Consider the following 18,273-nt stretch of genomic DNA (forward strand, 5'->3'; position numbering starts at 1 on the left):
GCAGCCCCAATGTTCACCCGATCCTGCTCTTCACCCGACCTATAGTTTTCACAGTATAAGCTAAAGTTTATAGGGTAACGCAGCCCCCGCTCGCGATTTACAATGAAAGTGCTTACAAAAAATGAACCAATAGAGTGAAAGGGGTCATACCAACATGGTCAAAAACAAGCTTTGGACAATGGGACTGGCAGCGATGCTGTCCGTTGCAATGATCGGATGCAGCAGCAACAGCGGTAATTCAGGCAATGCTGGCAATACGTCAAGCAGTCCGGCATCCTCCTCGGAAGCAGCGGGCGAGCAGGAGCCCGTCACCTTCACGTATTACGGTTTTGCCGCTAACAAAGATACGCTTGCAAGTGAGACGGTCATCGGCAAGGAGCTGCAAAAGCAGACCGGCGTTGATTTCAAAATGGAGTTTATCGTCGGTGACGGAAAAACGAAATCCGGCGTTATGATCGCCAGCGGCGACTATCCCGATGTCATCGTGCCAGATGGCGAAATTGATAAGCTGATGGATGCTGGCGCCTTCATTCCGCTGGATGATTTAATCGAGAAATACGGGCCGAATATTAAGCGCGTATATGGGCCTTATATGGATAAATTCAAGCAGGCCGACGGCAAAATCTATCATCTTCCTTTTTCCGCGAACCAAGGCTATATTGGCGATCCGGGCATTAGCCAAGGCGCATTTTGGATGCAGCGTTCTGTCTTGAAGGAATTCGGCTATCCGAAAATTAAGACGCTGGATGAATATTTTGACCTGATCAAGCAGTATCAGGAGAAGTATCCGCAGATTGATGGCAAGGATACGGTGGGCTTCGTTATTTTCGCGGGCGTATCTGACAACTTCTTTACGCTGACGAACCCTTCGATGCATCTGGCAGGTTATCCAAACGACGGCGGCGTGCTCGTTGATATGAATACGCATGATGCTAAAACCTATCAAGCAAGCGAATACGAGAAACGCTGGATTCAGAAGCTGAATGAGGTGAATGCCGAGGGGCTGTTTGATCCGGAATCTTTCACCGCGAACAAGGATCAATATTTGGCGAAGCTGACCTCCGGCCGTGTGCTCGGTTATTTCAACTACGGCTGGCAGGTTGGAGATGCAACGAACAATTTGAAAACAGCGGGCATTGACGAGAAACGCTACACCCCGCTGCCAATCGTATTCGATCAAAATACGAAGGATCAATATGTGGATCCACCTGCCTTCGTCAACAACCGCGGCATCGGCATTTCGGTTAATGCGAAGGACCCAGTACGCATTATCCAATACTTTGACAATATGCTCACGGAAGAAAATCAGATTCTCGTGCAATGGGGCATCAAAGACCAAAATTACAGCGTTGATGCAAACGGGCGTTTTATTATGAACGAGCAGCAAATCAGCGAGCGTAATGACACGGAGTTCACACGCAAATTCGGTTGGTCCTATTTCCAATACAACTGGCCGCGTTACGGCAATAACTCGCTGCTGGCGGATGGCAATTCCTATGCGGTAGGCAATCAACCGGAGGTCGCTTATGCGGGCTATACGGAAGGGGATAAGGCGATTTTGGATGCGTACGGCGTGAAGACGTTTGCTGAAATGTTTGCTTTGCCGGACGAGCGGCCATGGTACCCCGCTTGGAGCATTAACAAAGGCCAAGGCACGCCGGAGCAGATTTTTGAACAGAAGAGCAGCGATATCGCGAAAAAATATTTGCCTAAGCTCGTGCTCGCTGATCCGGCGCAATTCGATTCCATCTGGAGCGAATATACGGCTGAATTCGGCAAGCTGGATTCCGCAAGCTATGAGTCATTCATAACGAAAATCGTCAAGGAGCGCGTAGCAGGCAATTGGTAGACGGTTAGAGAGAGGAGAATTTTCAGGTGGAGAATCAGACGCAGCCCGCTATTTCAACCGCCCAAGGGCGAGCGCTTAGGCGCTCGCGCCTGCCCTTTTTTTTCAAAAAGCTGCTGCAGCAAAAGGTTCTGGTCGCGATGTCCGTCCCCTTTTTGCTATGGCTGGTCTTATTTAAATATGTGCCGCTGTGGGGCTGGACGATCGCTTTCCAGAAATTCCGCCCAGCGAAGGGATTGTTTGACCAGGAATGGGTAGGCTGGAAAAACTTTGCGTTTTTATTTCAGGACGATACGTTTTATCAGGTGCTGCGCAATACAATCGTCATGAGTACGATTAATTTGGTTTTCGGTTTTGTGACGGCGATTACACTGGCGATATTGCTAAATGAGCTGCGCCATATTTTGTTCAAGCGGGTCGTGCAGACGATCAGTTATTTGCCTCATTTTATATCGTGGGTCGTTGCGGCCAGCATTGTATCCTCGGCGTTGTCGCCGGAGGGCATTATTAATATTTTGCTCGTCAAATTGCATATCATCGAACAGCCTATACTATGGCTCGGAAAGGGCGAGTATTTCTGGGGCATTATCGGATCGGCGGAAGTGTGGAAAAATGTCGGGTGGAACACGATTATTTATCTCGCGGCCATTACAACGATTGATCCCGCGCAATATGAAGCGGCTGAAATTGATGGAGCAAACCGCTTCCAGCGCATTGGCTATATTACGCTGCCAGGCCTGAAGTCGGTCATCGTCATTTTGCTCATTATGAATTTAGGCCATATTTTGGAGTCGGGATTCGAGCCGCAATATTTGCTAGGCAATGGGATGACGGTCGAATACTCGGACAACCTTGATATATTCGTATTGAAATACGGGATGGATATGAGCAACTATTCGCTGGCTACCGCCGCGGGCATATTCAAAACCGCCGTCAGCTTTATCTTCCTCTTGTCTGCTAACGGAATTGCGAAACGGCTTGGCGAGAGCAGACTATTTTAAAAAGCAGGGAGGAATCGCTATGAGGGAAGGGCGTTTGGCGCGGAGTAAATTTTATAATTGGCCGGATAAGCTGTTCGATCTTTGCAATATTTTGTTTATGATCGGCTTAGTGATCGTTACGCTGTATCCATTTATCAATATGTTCGCTTTGTCGTTTAACAATGCGAATGATTCGATTCGCGGGGGCGTGTATTTATGGCCGAGGCTGTGGACGCTGGACAACTATAAATACATTTTTAATGAGGCTTCCATTTATTACGCCACGACGATTTCGGCGCTGCGGACGATCATAGGCACTTTAGTATCGGTGTTCTGCACCGCCATGCTAGCCTACACGGTCAGCCGCCAAAACTTTGTGCTGCGCAAATTCGTCACGGTCGCTTTTATCTTCACCATGTATTTCAGCGGCGGCCTCATCCCTGGCTATCTCTTGATTAAGGAGCTGCACCTGATCAATTCCTTCTGGGTGTACATTATTCCCGGCATAATCGGCGTATTTAATATGATCGTCATTCGTTCGTTTATTGAAGGCTTGCCGGACGGGATACTGGAATCGGCGAAAATCGATGGCGCTGGCGAGTTCACGACGTTCATGCGCGTCGTGCTGCCCCTTACTGTACCGGCGCTTGCGACAGTATCGCTGTTTGTGGCGGTAGGACAGTGGAACTCCTGGTTCGACGTTTTTTTGTACAATTCCTCGCGAATTGAGCTGAGTACGCTGCAGTATGAGCTGATGAAAATATTACAGACGTCGAATACGGCGGCAACCTCATCGACCGCAGCAGACCAGTTCGCTTCCGGCCAGAGCGGGGTAACGTCCGTAACGCCTACATCCATCAGGGCTACGATGACGATTATAGCGAGCGTACCGATCATTATGGTATATCCGTTTTTGCAAAAATATTTTGTGAAGGGCATGACGGTCGGCGGCGTGAAGGGTTAGTCGCGCGAGCAGGGACGTGATCGTCTACACGTTAGCAGGCTAATAAGCAAATAGAATAATAGAATCAGTTATGCAAAAAAAGCCGTGTCTCGTTTTGTGCCTGAAAGCACCAGACGGAAACGGCTTTTCGTTTAGGAAGAGAAGAAAAATTAAGCTTGGGGAGCAGCGGCAGCCCTAGTCTGGCTTTTTGCGAAAAATTTCTCTGTCGAATCGAGTAAAATTCCACTAAAATAAAAGCACGAGCACAGATGCTGCTGTATTCCCTGCATTCCGCCGCCCGGAGAGCTAAATCAGCTCTTTGCGTACGGATAAATAACGGTAGAGGATGACTCCGGTTATCGCGCACAGGAGCAGGCATAAGCCGATGAAGCCGTAGCCTGCTTGCAGTCCGCGCAGCAAACCAATTTGCGTATCCGCTCCATAGGTGTTTTTAACGAATTGGGCAATAGCGCCGATCAAATAGTTGAAAATAACGCTGCCAATGCCCATCAGCGTAACGGTGAACGTAATGGCAGATTCGCTGCCACGCGGGTAGCGCTTGGCGATGAAGGCCATAACGGTCGGATAAATCGGAGCAATGCCGATTCCGGCAGCAGCGAATAGAAACGCCAGCGATTCGCCGCCCCAAACCGCGATAAACGTACAGATCGACGATACGCCGGCGAAGATCAGCAGCGACAAGTTGAAGCCGATTTTGTCTGTAAGCGGGCCAAGCAGCAGCCGTGCGCCGGCGAAGCAGAGGAAGAAGGCGGACAGCATGCCGGATGCGGAAACATTTTTCCAAGCGTAAGCCTTCTCCAAAAAGTTAACCAGCCAGCCGCCAACCGCAAGCTCAGCGACGACGCCGAAGGTGAGAATAAGCGCCAGCAGCCACAGCGCCGGATCACGCATCAGCTCCCGGAAGCCGGTGCGGGGACCATCCGCTGCATCATCGCCGGGAAATTTGCTGAGCAGCGTCGGAATCATCGGAATAAGGCACAGCGACAGCATAATGAGATACATGCCGCGCCAATCCAGAACATGGCCGTAGACGCTCACTGTAATGAGGCCTGAGGCAATCATCGGGGCAACGGTCGAGCTGAGTCCATAGAAAAAATGGGATAAATTCATCATCGTTCCGACATTTCGGACAAAGATGCGTGCCCCGATGACCGCGAGCGCAATTTCCAGCATGCCGTTGCCGATATACATCAGGAAATACGATGCTCCGAAGAAGGTATAGCTTTTGGAGAAAAAGATCAATACGCCCGATATGACCATCGAGCCGAAAGCAACCAGCGTTACAAGCTTGACGCCAAACTTGCGCGTCAGAAAAGCTGTGAATGAGCAAGCAAGCATATAGCCGAGCGCGTTTAGCGACAGCAAGGAGCCAAGCTGCTGCTCATCGAGGGCGAAATCGTATTGGATCCGGGGAATCGCGGGTCCTTTTACATTTTCAGAAATACCGAACACGATAAAGCCGATGAAAATAGCTGCGAGCTGCAGCGCGTAGTTTTTGTTAATAGTGCGAAGTCGGTTAAACATTTGCAATAGCCACCTTATTGGAAGTGAATTTGGTACCTGCTCATTGTATAGACTCGCCCGCTTGTTTTCAATATAAGCTTTTTCATCGGCCATTATGAAAGTATAAGGATATGAATATAAAGGAAGCTTGAATGGGGACGCGAGGAAGGATTTCGCTTCAATGGCCCGAAATAGGGTTATAAATAGTTACATAGGGCTAGGGAATTGGTATGGCTTGGGGAGAGAAAGGACGGGCTGCAATGAAACAAAAATTATATATAAATGGTCAAGAAGCAGCTGCACAGCAGTATGGTTCGTTGCGCTCGCCTTATTCAGGCGAGGTGATTGCAGAGGTAGCGAGCGCAGGGATCGAGCAGGTCGATCAAGCGATTGAGGCTGCGCTCGAAGCGGGAGTCGTTATGCGAAAGCTGCCCGCGTATCGGCGAGCGGAGATTTTGGCCAAGGTAGCGTCGCTGTTACAGGAACGCAAGGAAGAGGCGGCGCGGATCGTAGCTATGGAAGCGGCGAAGCCGATCAAGACGGCTCGCGCCGAGGTGGACCGCACCGTGCAAACGTACCAATTCGCTGCGGAAGAAGCGAAGCGGATTCATGGCGAGATGCTTCCGCTTGATGCTGCCCCAGGTGGCGAAGGACGGCTTGCCTATACGCTGCGTGAGCCGCTCGGTGTCATTGGCGCGATTACGCCGTTTAATTTCCCGCTGAACTTAGTTGCACATAAAGTGGGTCCGGCGCTTGCGGCAGGCAACACCGTCGTGTTAAAGCCCGCTCCGCAGACGCCGCTGTCCGCTTATTTCATTGCCAAGCTGTTCGAGGAGGCTGGCCTGCCGCCGGGAGCGCTCAATGTCATTAGTGGAGACGGCAAGCTGCTTGGCGAGAAGCTGGTGCAGGATGCGCGCGTGAAGATGATTACTTTCACAGGCAGCCCGGAGGTCGGCGTAGGCATTCGCAATCAGGCGGGACTGAAGCGGGTGACGCTGGAGCTGGGCTCGAATTCCGCTGTCATTATTGACAAGGACAGCGATGTCGATGCTGTGGCTGCACGGTGCGTAACCGGAGCCTATTCGTATCAGGGGCAAATTTGCATTTCGCTGCAGCGGATTTTTGTCGTGGATGAGCTGTATGAGGCTTTCGTTCATAGATTTGTGGCTTTGGCAGCAGCGCTGCGGGCGGGCGACCCGCTGAGCGAGCATACGGATGTATCCTCGCTTATTTCGGAAGCTGCGACGAAGCGGGCGATGGATTGGGTGGAGGAAGCGGTCCAGTTAGGTGCTGAGCTAGCCATTGGCGGTCGAGTCGACGAGCAAGGCGTTATGCAGCCGACCGTGCTGCTTCATGTGCCAGCGGAAGCGAAGGTTTCCTGCAAGGAAGTGTTTGCTCCAATCGTGCTGATCAATAAAATTAGCAGCATCGAGGAAGGCATTCAGCAGGTGAACGCCTCCGATTACGGCCTGCAAGCAGGCATTTTCACGCAAAATATTGGCAAAGCGCTTGATGCAGCGGATGCGCTGCATGTGGGCGGCGTTCTGATCAACGATATCCCCACGTTCCGGGTCGATCAAATGCCATATGGCGGTGTGAAGCTCAGCGGCACAGGACGCGAGGGCATTAAATATGCGGTGGAAGAAATGCTGGAGATGAAGCTGGTTATTGTGAATCGGAACAAGTAGCGGGGCGATGCGTCGTTCCCCTTCCAAGCCCTATTTTTTTAATCCAGTTTGTAACTTATTCGATAGTATGTGCGTCTAAAATGATAATGAATGGATATGGAGAGGAAGATGAATGATGAATATGAATCCTTTTAAAACTATGACTTACAAACGCACACTTGCTTCGATATTGGCAGCAAGTCTTATAGCAGGCGCATCGCCTGCCGCATTTGGTTTTCCTGCAATAGAGAAGGCAGCAGCTGCAACAGCAGTGCAAACCTATCGCGTCGTCCCTCAAGCGTTTATCATTGACGATTACAAATATTCCATCCCAACGATTAACATTTACGGCAGCACCTATATCGGCATTCGCTCGCTCAATGAGAAGCTGGGTCTAGATATTACATGGAATGTGAATAGCCGCACGATTACACTCGATGGAAGAGGCCGCAAGCTAACCGCGAATCCGGAGGATGGCAGCTATGTGATTAATGGTCAGCGGACGTATGGCGATCCGGCACTTATTTATAAAGGCTCGGCTTATGTGCCGCTGCGGTTTTTGCTGGAGCGGATGGGCTATGGCATTTCCTATGAGAAAGGCAGCAAGACGGTAGTCATTAACACGATTGAGGAAAATGAGCTTACGGTTGCGCTGGGCTCGATTCAGGAAAATAACGATAAGCAAACGCTGCTCGTCAATTATCCGGTCATCGAAGACCTCAAGGACAAAACAGTTGCGGGGAAAATTAATACGTTTTTGAAGCAGGAAGCGGAGTCCTATGCGGCAGCGGGTCAGAAGGACCTTACTAAAGCAACGGCCACAAATGCATCGTACATCAAGAAAAATCCGGGTACAACGTTTCCCAAGGTGACCTTCGAGGGCGTTTTTAACGTGACCTATAATGAACAGGGACGCCTCAGCCTGTATGTGGATTATTACTCCTACCTGGGCGGGGCGCATGGGATGACCTTCCGCGTGCCTTATACATTTGATCTTAATAACGGCGAGCTGCTGACGCTGAAGGAAGCTGCCGATTACAATTCGAAATATTTATCCATTATTAATGCTTCGATTAACAAGCAAATTAAAGAACGCAAGCTGACGCTGCTCGCACCGTTCGATGGCATCAAATCGAATCGTTCCTTCTACTTAAAACATGAGGGAATCGTCATCGCCTTTGAGCAGTACGAATATACTTCTTATGCCGAAGGCATGCCGGAGTTTGTGACGCCTTTTGAGGCGTTTGAGTAAGAGAGAACGTTGATTGCTTAACCTGTATTCCGCCAGTTCTGTCAAGGGCTGGCGGAATATTTTTTTGTATGAAAGCTTGCCTCCCTACTGTATAATTTTGCATAGATCTGCTATAATCGTTTTTAATTCCTACTTTAATGGTAGGATTAGTGATGACGCAGGGTGTTATATTCGTAAGCTTGGAAAAACTAACGTTCTGGGAGGTTTTTTATAATGGCTAAGCAAGAAAGACAATATTCACCTGAAACTTTAGCGGTACACGCAGGTCAGCAAATTGATCCAGCTACACAATCGCGTGCGGTACCGATTTATCAGACGACTTCCTATGGCTTTAAAGATACAGATCATGCAGCAAGATTGTTTGGTCTTGAGGAATTTGGCAATATCTATACACGCATTATGAATCCAACGACGGATGTGTTCGAGAAGCGGATCACTGAGCTTGAAGGTGGAGTTGGCGCACTTGGCGTGGCATCCGGTTCAGCAGCGATCACTTACTCGATTCTGAACATTGCATCCGCAGGCGATGAAATTGTTTCCTCGGCCAGCCTGTACGGCGGTACGTACAACTTGTTCGCCCATACGCTGCCGAAGCTCGGCATTAAAGTGCATTTCGTCGATTCCTCCGATCCGGAAAATTTCCGCAAAGCGATCAATAGCAATACGAAGGCGCTATTTGCGGAAACGATCGGCAATCCGCGCGGCGATGTACTCGATATTGAAGCGGTTGCTGCGGTGGCCCATGAGAATGGCATTCCGCTCATCGTGGACAATACGTTCCCAAGCCCGTATTTGCTTCGTCCCATTGAGCATGGAGCAGATATCGTTGTTCACTCGGCAACGAAGTTTATTGGCGGTCATGGAACATCCATTGGTGGCGTTATTGTAGACGGAGGCAAATTTGACTGGGCACAAAATGATAAATTCCCAGGTCTGACTGAGCCGGACCCAAGCTACCATGGTCTTGTATATACGCAAGCTGTCGGTGCGATTGCTTATATTATTAAAGCGCGCGTGCAGCTGCTTCGCGACATGGGGGCTTCGCTGTCGCCATTCAACTCGTTCCTGCTGCTGCAAGGACTTGAAACGCTGCATTTGCGTATGGAACGCCATAGCTCCAATGCGCTTGCAGTTGCTAATTATTTGGAGCAGCACGATTCGGTGGAGTGGGTAAGCTATCCAGGGCTCGCAAGCCATGCGTCGAATGCGCTGGCGCAAAAATATTTGCCGAAAGGCCAAGGCGCCATTATCAGCTTCGGCATTAAAGGCGGCGTGGAAGCAGGCAAAAAGCTGATTCATGGCGTGGAACTATTTTCACATCTTGCGAATGTCGGCGATTCGAAGTCGCTCATTATCCATCCGGCAAGCACGACGCACCAGCAGCTGGATGAGCAGAGCCAGCTTGCATCCGGCGTTACGCCAGGACTCATTCGTTTATCCGTCGGCACAGAAGGCATTGACGACATTATTTATGATTTGGAGCAAGCGATCAAAATCAGTCAGGAGTAAGTGATGTTTACAGAACAACTTTATACAGGATCGAAGGAAGAAAACGAACGACTGCTGCTCAAGCAGCTGGAAGGGCTTATTGAAGATGAGCCCAGCCAGCTCGCCAATTTGGCTAATGCTTCGGCGCTGCTCCAGCAATTTTTGAGCGATATTAACTGGGTCGGCTTTTATTTGCTGGATGGGGAGGAGCTTGTGCTTGGACCTTTCCAAGGCAAGCCGGCATGTACGCGCATTAAAGTGGGCAGAGGCGTCTGTGGAACGGCGGTTAGCCGCGGCGAGGCGGTATTGGTAGAGGATGTACATCAATTTCCCGGCCATATTGCCTGCGACAGCGCATCGAATTCCGAGCTTGTCATTCCGTTGAAGCGGGATGGAGCGGTTATTGGTGTTCTCGACATTGACAGTCCGCTGTTCTCGCGGTTTGATGAGACGGATTTGGCGACGTTAACAGCATTCGTGAATATTTTGGAGAAGTATTTATAGTATGGTTGCAGCACAAAGGGCTCCTGGCCGCCGATTGGCGTTCTGGAGCTCTTTGTTATTTCACCGCTAAAGGACGGCTGCGATCTCATTTCTACTCTGCATGGATGATGAAGCTAAAAATAAAACTTATCCATTTCCTTCGGCACGCCATTACGCTGCAGCAGCTCGCCAATGGATTCCGAGCGGCCAATCGTGTCCCCGGAGGTCAGCAGGCGGACGGCGAATTTATTCGCCTGGCGTTCATATTTTCCTACATTAACAAAGGACTGCTCATCCAGCCAAAAACGGCTGAAGCCGGGATGAAGACGGTCATGTCCTAGCTCATGCGCGCAAACAAAACGCTGCCAGTCATCCGGCAGACGCTCGTGTATGACGATAAACCGACGGCGCAGCTTCTTATAATAAAAGCCTCGCGTTTCATGCCCCAGATCAGCGTAGCGGATATGGATACCCAAACCGCTTGCGATCACGAAAGGATCTCGTGTCTGGAATTTTCGCACAAGGCGCAGTATTAGTTTGTCCATGGCAGCACCTACCCTTCGGTATGATCTGTTGTTTTAGCGCGTTTGTTCATTTGCTTAGCTTCCCAGAATAGTCCGGTCAGCACGTCCATGACACGCTGGCGGTCGCCTTGGCTCATCGGAACGCCATCAAACATGACTTCTCCGTCTTCCTCCAGCATTTTTTTGAAATCCCGTTTGTCCTTGGCGGTTGCCCAGTCTGGCACCTGCTCCGCAAACGCATCGCGGCGTCCGAGCAAATAATCGGCAGTCGTATGCAAAATGTCTGCAATTTTCTGCAAATCCTCACTAGTCGGGACGACACGATCGTTCTCGATATGCCCAAAATTTGAACGTCCCATGCCAAGCTGTTCGGCAATTTCCTGCTGTGTTAATCCTCGTTGTGTGCGCAATTGCTTGATCCTTGCTCCCATCGCCATGGTAATACCCTCCGTCTCTTGAAAAGGTATTTATAATACTTGACGGTATTATAAATATCAATTATAATAAGATTCACAGTCGTTACAGCGGCTATGAACTGATTCAGCAAATGCTACTGAAAATAGCAAGTGAACCGTTTGAAAGCGAGTATATAAGCCGATTAAGCGGCAAAAACGTATTTTTAATACTATATTTATATTTTACCTTTTAACGATGGTATTGTCAATATCGTGGAGATGCTATTATTTTTTTAAAATGCAGGGTATTAAAAATACTTTATTGAATAGAAAGAGGGTATTTTAATGGACGTAGAAAAAATGACAATTGAGCAATTAAAGTCGTACAAGCGTCTCGCTGCCAGAAAGAAACTGATTGAGAGGCAAAAGGTTGGAAGCGGTCTGACGGTGAGCACGGTATATGAGGATGACAAGCTTCAGGAGCTTCATCGCCAGCTGCGCGGGCTTCCTTCTTATATGTACTTGGACAAGCAGGAGCAGCAGCTGGAGCAGCTGGCACATACGCATTTGACGAAATATCCGACTGGAACGAAGGCTCAATTAAGAGAAGTGAAGCAAATTCAGCCGGGAAATGCCGATGAAGAGCAGCTCGTACAGGAGCTTAGCCGCAAAATCGCTAAAGTTATTGAAGCAAGGGCAGGTGCAGCGCCTGAAGGTTATGAGGGTGTCATTGAACGTTTGAGCGAGCTGCAGGATTTGGAGCGCCAGCTGCAAACGATCGATGAGTCGCTGGAAGCGCTGGAAGCTTGTTTCCCTGAATATGCGACGCTGCTGAGGCTCCGTTATATTGAAGGAAAGCCAGCTGATTTCGTCGCATCGGAGCTGGGAATCGTCGATCGTACCTTCCGCAGATGGCGGCAAAAAGCCGTTTCCGAGATTGTCCGGTTTATGTCCGTATAGTGTCCGCTGAGTGTCCGAAATGGCCTCCAAAACCGTGTTATTATGATATTGTCACCAAATGAGCAACGGCAGTAAGCGATGCCTGTTAGGTATTTTAAATCCTCTTTTCATAATAGTAAGTAATTTAAATATCTCGTTGTGAAAGGGGGTGAGGACATGTAGCTCCAAGCGAATAAAGCTTTATAGCAGCAGCGTCAAGGCTGGTAATCGCCAAGGAAGGCGGGAACAGAGCCGAAAGGCCAGTTGGAGGAAACAGGAGGGAAACAGCGGTGAACGATCAGGAAAATCGGCAAGGCATGCTGGAAGCAAAGCACAGCAAGCAGAAGCTGCTGGCAGCAGCGCGGTATTCCGCAGGAGAGAAGGATGTGCTGAACGTCATTTTGGACGAGCACAACACCTATTCCCATGAGCAGGTCAAGCAGCAATTACAAGCATATTCACAAAAGGAGGTCATGTAGATCATGGCAGGAGGAACTTGGACAACGCAAACGAAAGCAAGACCAGGGGTATACATTAATTTCGCGGCTGAGCCGCAATCGGCAGCAAACGTAGGGGAACGCGGCATCGTATCAACGGCGCTGACGCTGAACTGGGGTGCGCCGCAAACGATGATTTCCATTAAAGCAGGTGACGATCTGCGCAGCGTGCTCGGTTATGATGTAACCGCGCCGGAAATGCTGCTCGTACGTGAGGCTTTGAAACGGGCACAAACTTTGCTGCTCTACCGCTTGAACGCAGGAACGAAAGCGACTGCTACAATCGGCGGTTTGGTGGCTACAGCTAAATTCGGCGGTACTCGGGGTAACGCGATTACAGTAGCTGTTCAGAGCAATGTGGATGATGAAGATCAATTCGACGTAGTCACTTATTTGGCGGGTGAAGAGGTGGATTCGCAGACGGTTGCTGCGATTGCGGGCCTTGAATCAAATCGCTACGTCGATTTCAGCGGCACTGGCGCGCTTGAAGCGACAGCTGGTACGGTGCTTGCTGGCGGTGCGAACGGCACGGTGACGAATCAAAATCATCTGGATTACCTGGCAGCTGTTGAGCTTCAAGAATTCAATGCCGTAGCGCTTGTGTCTGGCGACAGCTCGCTGAAGTCGGTCTATGCCGCTTTTGCCCGCAGATTGCGTGAAAATGATGGCAAGAAAGTTCAGGTTGTGCTGGCGAATGCTCCACTATCGGATTACGAAGGTATCATTAGCGTGAAAAACGGCGTCAAGCTCGAAGACGGCACAGCTGTGAATGCCGAGCAGGCAACCGTATGGGTGGCAGCCGCTACTTCTGGCGCAAGCATGAGCCAATCTCTTACTTATAGCGCGTATGAAGGTGCGGTAGATGCCGACGTTCGTTATACGAATTCGCAAATTGAGCAAGCTTTACGTGCAGGCGAATTTTTGTTCACGCCGAACGGTGGCCGCGTCATCGTTGAGCAGGATATTAACTCTCTGGTCACCTATGTGCCAGGCAAAAATCCTTCTTTTGCGAAAAACCGCGTTATCCGCGTACTGGACGGCATTGCGACCGACATGAAAAAACTGTTTGAGACGCAATACATCGGCAAAATCGATAACAACCCGGATGGCCGCAGCCTGTTCCGCAGCGAATGCGTGAAATATTTGACGCTGCTCCAGGATGGCAATGCGATTCAAAACTTTAATTCCCAAACCGACCTGACGGTTGAAGCGGGCGAGGCTTCCGACAGCATCGTCATTAACGTTTACATCCAGCCGGTTGACAGCATTGAAAAAGTATACATGAAAGTGACGGTGAAGTAATATGGCATTTTTGCATGCAGGAGATACGATTTCGGGGCAAGAGGGACGCGCTTATGCGAAAATCAACGGTCAAAACGAGGAAATGTTCTATATTAAAACGCTTGAAGCAAGCGTGGAGAAGACGAAAGCGGAAATTAAGACGCTGGGTCATCGCGCATTGCAGCATAAAGCGACGGGCTGGTCGGGTACCGGCAGCATGACGGTGTATTATGTGACGTCGAAATTCCGCCAAATGATGCTCGACTACGTGAAAACGGGCATTGATACGAACTTTGATGTCCACATCATTAATGAAGATCCGACTTCGACGATCGGCCGCCAAGAGGTTGTGCTGTACAACGTCAACCTGAACAAGGTCATTATCGGCAAGCTCGATACAGAGAGCGAAGCGCTCGAGGAAGAGCTGGAGTTCACTTTCGACGGCGTCGATATTGCCGAAAGCTTCAAAGCGCCAGCACGCGTATAAAATAGCTTTATCCCAATAAACCCAATCCATGGAGGTAGCAAATGAGTGACTTAAGCTTGTTTTTTGCGCAAAATACAGCTGCGGAGGCGACGGAGAAATTCGTCGTGTCCGAGCGATTCAAGGATACAGACGGCAATCCGGTTGCCTGGGAGCTGCGCAGCATGACGGAGGCGGAAAATGAAGAATGCCGCAAATCCGCAACCCGCAAAGTGAAAGGCAAAAATGGCACCTTCGTGCCGGAGACGAATACGGATGAATATTTGGCCAAGCTGGTCGTAAGCAGCATTCAATATCCGAGCTTGAAGGATGCCGAGCTGCAAAAATCGTACGGTACGATGGGCGCTGAACATCTGCTCCGCAAAATGCTGCGTCCGGGCGAATATGCTTCGCTCGTGCAGCGCGTGCAGGAAATCAACGGCTTTAATCAAAGTCTGAATGAGCTGGCCGATGAAGTAAAAAACTAATTAAAGAGGGCGACGGTGAAGCGAATTACGCTTACTACGCCCTCCACGAGCTTCGTATTTTGCCCCATGAGCTAATGAGCATGTCGCGCCGCGAGAAAGCGGCGATCTACGCGATGATCGATGTCCGCATCGAGGGTGAGAAAAAGCAGCGAGCTAAGATGAAGAAGAAATAATGAAAGTTAGCGGGACGGCGCTTCTCTATTAGAGGGCGCTTTTGTTCTGTAAGGAGGTGGAAGGATGGCGAGTACGATAAATTTGGATGCCAGCGCCGCCGCTGGCGCAGTTAAGATGATGGATCAGTTGAAAAGCACCCTGATGTTTATGGCACAGTCCAGCGCTGCATCTACTAATCAAATGTCAGCTGCAGCCGCGGAGTTTTCTAAGCTTAATAAGACGATGAATGAGATGAAGCGTGTAGTTTCAACGCTTGTTGAAATGTTGTTTAGTTTCAATGCGACTGCTGCAAGGAGCAGCAGTTCGGGTGTGCCGGGATTGAGTAAATTGTTTTCTACTTTTACAGAGCAGAGTTCTAAAGCTTTTGGTATTCTTAATGGAATAACTGCATCAAAAATGCCGTTGAAGGATTTCTTACTTGGGCCACTAAAAGAAATTGGCAATGTATTAAATTCGCCGTTGAAGGATATGTTCCTTGTACCACTACAAGGTGCTAGTAATCTATTCAAAAAGTCGTTACAGGATATGTTAACTGCGCCTCTAAAAGAAGGTGGCAATGTAAAAATGCCCTCACAAGAAGGGATAATGTCGCCACTAAAAGAAGTTGGCCGTGTATTCAAAATGCAGTTTAAGGATATGTTTATTACACCAATAGCAATAGCTGGCAGTGCATTACAAGCCCCGTTGAAGAAAATGTTCGTTACACCATTAATAGCGGCAGGAAATGCATTACAAGACCCATTGAATAAAATGTTCATTAAACCATTAGCAGAAGTTGGAAATGTATTAAGAGCCCCGTTGACGAATATGTTTGTTACGCCATTTAAAGATATTAAAAATGCATTTAAAATACCGGTTGATGATTCGTTTCTTGCACCTTTTAGATCAATTAAAACGGAGCTTTTGAAATTAGCCTCTGAGCTAGCAGCAATATCCCTGAAAGGTGCATTAAGCGAACGTACTCAAAAGGATTTGTTAATTGCACGTACTGGGAGTAAGGAAAAAGGCACGGCCATTTTTGAGACGGTAAGGAATCAGGCGATTTCAGCAGGGATTGACCCTACTGAAGCGCTTAAAAATACGATGACTCTTCTGCCAATGGCAGCGAATATGGAGCAATATACGAAGATGACCTCTATGGCTATGCAGCTTGCCGCATTTGATCCACATGAAGGAGGTACTGCCAAGTCGGGTGAGGCCATAAAAGCTGCGATGAACGGCGATACAACCTTATTAACGAGACAATACGGCATTTCTTCAGAAGCAGCACAGGGCTTCGATCCGCAAGCATACATTAATAATGGCGATATGGACGGTTTTTTGGCTGGCCTTAATCAAGTTTTTGAAAATGCAAATCTCGGAAAAGCTGGATTGGATATTGTGTATAGCAGTCCACAAAGTCAAATCAATACACTTGTTAGTAATTTGAAAACCTCCTTGGCTGACGCAGGAATGGGGGCGTTGGATGTCCTCTCCCCATTAATTGCAAGGATTCAGGAAGCTTTTAATAGCGGACAGCTTCAAGGCTTTTTTGATATTCTTGGAGCCGGATTAAGCTTTGCAGCAGAACTCTTTGTCATGCTGGGGGATGCAGCTTTATGGGTAGTAACAAATATAATAACTTACTGGCCAGCAATTGCTGCGATGTTACTAACAGCCGCAGTCTTTTTGCTTCCTACTATGATTGCAGGATTATATAGTATGCTGCTTCCTCTTTATATGCAGGTAGCGGGATGGTTAATGTTGAATTTACCGATTCTAGCCGTTATTTTAGTAGTGGGATTATTAATAGCAGCTGTCATTGCCTTCGGAGGGACAGTTGCGGATATAGTTGGATTTGTAGTAGGTATCTTTTATGCAATGTTCGCATATATTAATAATATTATAGCACTTTTTTGGAATGCTATTGTTTCTTTCATGGAATTCATAGCTAATCTTCTCATTGATCCGTGGTATGCTATTCAAAATTTGGTTTATAATATTCTCAAGGGGTTAATGGAGTATTTTAATACTTTTATAAATGGTTTTATAGATGGGATCAACTGGATTATAGAAAAGGTTAATAGTTTGACAGGAAAAGAGTATGAAATAATATCGAAGATTGACAGTGATGCTCTTGAAAAATTTAAGCCGACGTCTGAAGAAGATGTCAAGGATTTTTCTGGAAAAAGAATGAAGAATTTGGATTTAGGAGATTCGTTTAAAACAGGCTTTGATGTAGGATCAAATATGACTACAAGCATGACTGATAAGTTGGGTGATTTTAGCACTGATCTAGGTGGAGGCTTTACGCAGCCTAAAACTGCTGAAACGCCAGGTGGCACAGATATGCCAGGCGGAAACAACGGCGCTGGAGCAGCAGCCGGCATGGGAGCTGGCATGACACCTGACATTGCCAATGTAAACAAAGTCGATGAAGTCGGCAAGGTTAACGACACCGTCGACATCGCCAGCGAGGATCTTAAGACGATGCGCGAGCTTGCGGAGATGAAAAACATTCAAAACTTCGTATCGCTCCAGCCGACCGTGAGCGTACAAACCGGTGACATCAACAATGGTACGGATATTGACACCATTATTAACCGAATTGAGCGTTCGTTGAATGAGCAAATCGCTTCGTCGGCGGAAGGGGTGTATGCTTAATGATTACGAACAAGCATCATGATTACGGTATTTGGCTCAGCTATGACAATCAGAAAAGCGGCTTTCAACTGCCGGTAAATCCTGCCGAGCTGCAAATTAGCGACGCTACCGGAGGCAAAACTTATGACGTATCCGGTCTTGGAGAAATCAATGTGATTCAAAGCCCAAAGCTGACGGAGATTTCCTTCGACAGCTTTTTTCCTGCTCCCGGAGCGAATTATTCGTTTATCGCCAGCAAGACGCTGCTCGAGCCTTATGTATATTTGACGCTGATCCAGGACTGGATGAAAAAGAAGCGTCCGATCCGCTTTATTTTCACAGGCGCCTCCTTCGATCTGAATCTTGCCGTCAGTATTGAGAAGTTTGAATGGCGGGAAGCGGCGGGCTCTGGTGATATTGAATACAGCCTGGGGCTGAAAAAGTATGTGTTCTACAAGGCAAGGCCCGTCAAAATTAATAAAAAACATGAGAAGAGTGGCGGTAAAGAACGCGATACGAAGGGGCGACAGACCAAGGAAACCCCAAAAACCTACACGCTCGTAAGCGGCGATACGCTCATTGGGGTAGCCAGAAAGCAGCTTGGAGACGAGTCGCGTTGGAAGGAAATACAGAAGCTGAACGGCATCGCCGATTCTGAGCTGCGCAAGCTGCAAATCGGTAGGGTGCTGAAGCTGCCGGGGTGATGA

The 18,273-nt window shown here is 48.6% G+C and carries 17 protein-coding genes; 14 read left to right on the plus strand and 3 right to left on the minus strand.

What is annotated here, in order from left to right:
* Positions 1–154 precede the first annotated feature (154 nt).
* Genes WH37_RS03330 through WH37_RS03340 form a run of 3 tightly spaced genes read left to right on the plus strand, consistent with a single transcriptional unit; the run spans position 155 to position 3,790 of the window.
* Positions 155–1,849, plus strand: a complete 1,695-nt coding sequence (locus WH37_RS03330; RefSeq protein WP_046229130.1) for an ABC transporter substrate-binding protein — start codon at positions 155–157, stop codon at positions 1,847–1,849.
* Positions 1,850–1,899: 50 nt separating this feature from the next.
* Complete coding sequence (locus WH37_RS03335; RefSeq protein WP_046229199.1) at positions 1,900–2,847, plus strand: ABC transporter permease; 948 nt, start codon at positions 1,900–1,902, stop codon at positions 2,845–2,847.
* 19 nt (positions 2,848–2,866) lie between these two features.
* Positions 2,867–3,790, plus strand: coding sequence for a carbohydrate ABC transporter permease (locus WH37_RS03340; RefSeq protein ID WP_046229131.1), 924 nt, complete (start codon positions 2,867–2,869; stop codon positions 3,788–3,790).
* Between the two features lie 285 nt (positions 3,791–4,075).
* Here WH37_RS03340 and WH37_RS03345 read toward each other — a convergent pair whose 3' ends face one another.
* Positions 4,076–5,314 (minus strand): MFS transporter, encoded by a 1,239-nt coding sequence (locus WH37_RS03345; RefSeq protein ID WP_046229132.1) that lies wholly within the window; start codon positions 5,312–5,314, stop codon positions 4,076–4,078.
* Positions 5,315–5,553: 239 nt separating this feature from the next.
* Between WH37_RS03345 and WH37_RS03350 the strand changes: the two genes are divergently transcribed.
* From WH37_RS03350 to WH37_RS03365, 4 genes are all read left to right on the plus strand, one after another.
* On the plus strand, positions 5,554–6,981 hold the full coding sequence (locus WH37_RS03350) for an aldehyde dehydrogenase family protein (RefSeq protein WP_046229200.1): 1,428 nt from the start codon (positions 5,554–5,556) through the stop codon (positions 6,979–6,981).
* Between the two features lie 112 nt (positions 6,982–7,093).
* The gene (locus WH37_RS03355) at positions 7,094–8,212 is read left to right on the plus strand and encodes a stalk domain-containing protein (RefSeq protein WP_046229133.1); all 1,119 of its coding nucleotides are present in this window, start codon (positions 7,094–7,096) and stop codon (positions 8,210–8,212) included.
* Between the two features lie 213 nt (positions 8,213–8,425).
* The gene (locus WH37_RS03360) at positions 8,426–9,721 is read left to right on the plus strand and encodes a homocysteine synthase (protein ID WP_046229134.1); all 1,296 of its coding nucleotides are present in this window, start codon (positions 8,426–8,428) and stop codon (positions 9,719–9,721) included.
* A 3-nt stretch (positions 9,722–9,724) separates the two neighbouring features.
* Positions 9,725–10,204: a GAF domain-containing protein gene (locus WH37_RS03365; RefSeq protein ID WP_046229135.1), complete on the plus strand. Its 480-nt coding sequence runs from the start codon at positions 9,725–9,727 to the stop codon at positions 10,202–10,204.
* Positions 10,205–10,317: 113 nt separating this feature from the next.
* On the opposite strand, the gene WH37_RS03370 is transcribed toward WH37_RS03365, so the two are convergent.
* The gene (locus tag WH37_RS03370; protein ID WP_046229136.1) at positions 10,318–10,728 is read right to left on the minus strand and encodes an ImmA/IrrE family metallo-endopeptidase; all 411 of its coding nucleotides are present in this window, start codon (positions 10,726–10,728) and stop codon (positions 10,318–10,320) included.
* A gap of 8 nt (positions 10,729–10,736) precedes the next feature.
* Entirely contained in the window at positions 10,737–11,144 is a 408-nt protein-coding gene (locus tag WH37_RS03375; RefSeq protein ID WP_046229137.1) for a helix-turn-helix domain-containing protein, read from the minus strand.
* A gap of 303 nt (positions 11,145–11,447) precedes the next feature.
* Here WH37_RS03375 and WH37_RS03380 point away from each other — a divergent pair, with 303 nt between their 5' ends.
* The 7 genes from WH37_RS03380 (at position 11,448) to WH37_RS03410 (ending at position 18,270) form a co-directional block, all read left to right on the plus strand.
* Entirely contained in the window at positions 11,448–12,062 is a 615-nt protein-coding gene (locus tag WH37_RS03380) for an ECF-type sigma factor family protein (RefSeq protein ID WP_046229138.1), read from the plus strand.
* A gap of 269 nt (positions 12,063–12,331) precedes the next feature.
* Entirely contained in the window at positions 12,332–12,520 is a 189-nt protein-coding gene (locus WH37_RS03385) for a hypothetical protein (protein ID WP_046229139.1), read from the plus strand.
* Positions 12,521–12,523: 3 nt separating this feature from the next.
* Positions 12,524–13,840 carry a phage tail sheath family protein gene (locus WH37_RS03390; RefSeq protein WP_046229140.1) on the plus strand — a complete coding sequence of 439 codons (1,317 nt, stop codon included), beginning with the start codon at positions 12,524–12,526 and terminating at the stop codon, positions 13,838–13,840.
* A 1-nt stretch (position 13,841) separates the two neighbouring features.
* Positions 13,842–14,306, plus strand: coding sequence for a phage tail tube protein (locus WH37_RS03395; protein WP_046229141.1), 465 nt, complete (start codon positions 13,842–13,844; stop codon positions 14,304–14,306).
* A gap of 41 nt (positions 14,307–14,347) precedes the next feature.
* Positions 14,348–14,770 (plus strand): phage tail assembly chaperone, encoded by a 423-nt coding sequence (locus tag WH37_RS03400; protein ID WP_046229142.1) that lies wholly within the window; start codon positions 14,348–14,350, stop codon positions 14,768–14,770.
* A gap of 237 nt (positions 14,771–15,007) precedes the next feature.
* Positions 15,008–17,587 carry a phage tail family protein gene (locus tag WH37_RS03405; RefSeq protein ID WP_046229143.1) on the plus strand — a complete coding sequence of 860 codons (2,580 nt, stop codon included), beginning with the start codon at positions 15,008–15,010 and terminating at the stop codon, positions 17,585–17,587.
* On the plus strand, positions 17,587–18,270 hold the full coding sequence (locus WH37_RS03410; RefSeq protein WP_046229144.1) for a LysM peptidoglycan-binding domain-containing protein: 684 nt from the start codon (positions 17,587–17,589) through the stop codon (positions 18,268–18,270). The genes WH37_RS03405 and WH37_RS03410 overlap by 1 nt, the downstream gene beginning before the upstream one ends.
* Positions 18,271–18,273 lie beyond the last annotated feature (3 nt).

The sequence above is a fragment of the Paenibacillus algorifonticola genome (assembly GCF_000971975.1).
GTDB classification, from domain to species: domain Bacteria; phylum Bacillota; class Bacilli; order Paenibacillales; family Paenibacillaceae; genus Pristimantibacillus; species Pristimantibacillus algorifonticola.

Bases quoted from the DNA above. Each gene is read 5' to 3' on its own strand.
- WH37_RS03330 (WP_046229130.1), top strand. From the start codon at position 155: ATGGTCAAAAACAAGCTTTGGACAATGGGACTGGCAGCGATGCTGTCC.
- WH37_RS03340 (WP_046229131.1), top strand. From the start codon at position 2,867: ATGAGGGAAGGGCGTTTGGCGCGGAGTAAATTTTATAATTGGCCGGAT.
- WH37_RS03345 (WP_046229132.1), bottom strand. From the start codon at position 5,314: ATGTTTAACCGACTTCGCACTATTAACAAAAACTACGCGCTGCAGCTC.
- WH37_RS03350 (WP_046229200.1), top strand. From the start codon at position 5,554: ATGAAACAAAAATTATATATAAATGGTCAAGAAGCAGCTGCACAGCAG.
- WH37_RS03355 (WP_046229133.1), top strand. From the start codon at position 7,094: ATGATGAATATGAATCCTTTTAAAACTATGACTTACAAACGCACACTT.
- WH37_RS03360 (WP_046229134.1), top strand. From the start codon at position 8,426: ATGGCTAAGCAAGAAAGACAATATTCACCTGAAACTTTAGCGGTACAC.
- WH37_RS03365 (WP_046229135.1), top strand. From the start codon at position 9,725: ATGTTTACAGAACAACTTTATACAGGATCGAAGGAAGAAAACGAACGA.
- WH37_RS03370 (WP_046229136.1), bottom strand. From the start codon at position 10,728: ATGGACAAACTAATACTGCGCCTTGTGCGAAAATTCCAGACACGAGAT.
- WH37_RS03375 (WP_046229137.1), bottom strand. From the start codon at position 11,144: ATGGCGATGGGAGCAAGGATCAAGCAATTGCGCACACAACGAGGATTA.
- WH37_RS03380 (WP_046229138.1), top strand. From the start codon at position 11,448: ATGGACGTAGAAAAAATGACAATTGAGCAATTAAAGTCGTACAAGCGT.
- WH37_RS03390 (WP_046229140.1), top strand. From the start codon at position 12,524: ATGGCAGGAGGAACTTGGACAACGCAAACGAAAGCAAGACCAGGGGTA.
- WH37_RS03395 (WP_046229141.1), top strand. From the start codon at position 13,842: ATGGCATTTTTGCATGCAGGAGATACGATTTCGGGGCAAGAGGGACGC.
- WH37_RS03400 (WP_046229142.1), top strand. From the start codon at position 14,348: ATGAGTGACTTAAGCTTGTTTTTTGCGCAAAATACAGCTGCGGAGGCG.
- WH37_RS03405 (WP_046229143.1), top strand. From the start codon at position 15,008: ATGGCGAGTACGATAAATTTGGATGCCAGCGCCGCCGCTGGCGCAGTT.
- WH37_RS03410 (WP_046229144.1), top strand. From the start codon at position 17,587: ATGATTACGAACAAGCATCATGATTACGGTATTTGGCTCAGCTATGAC.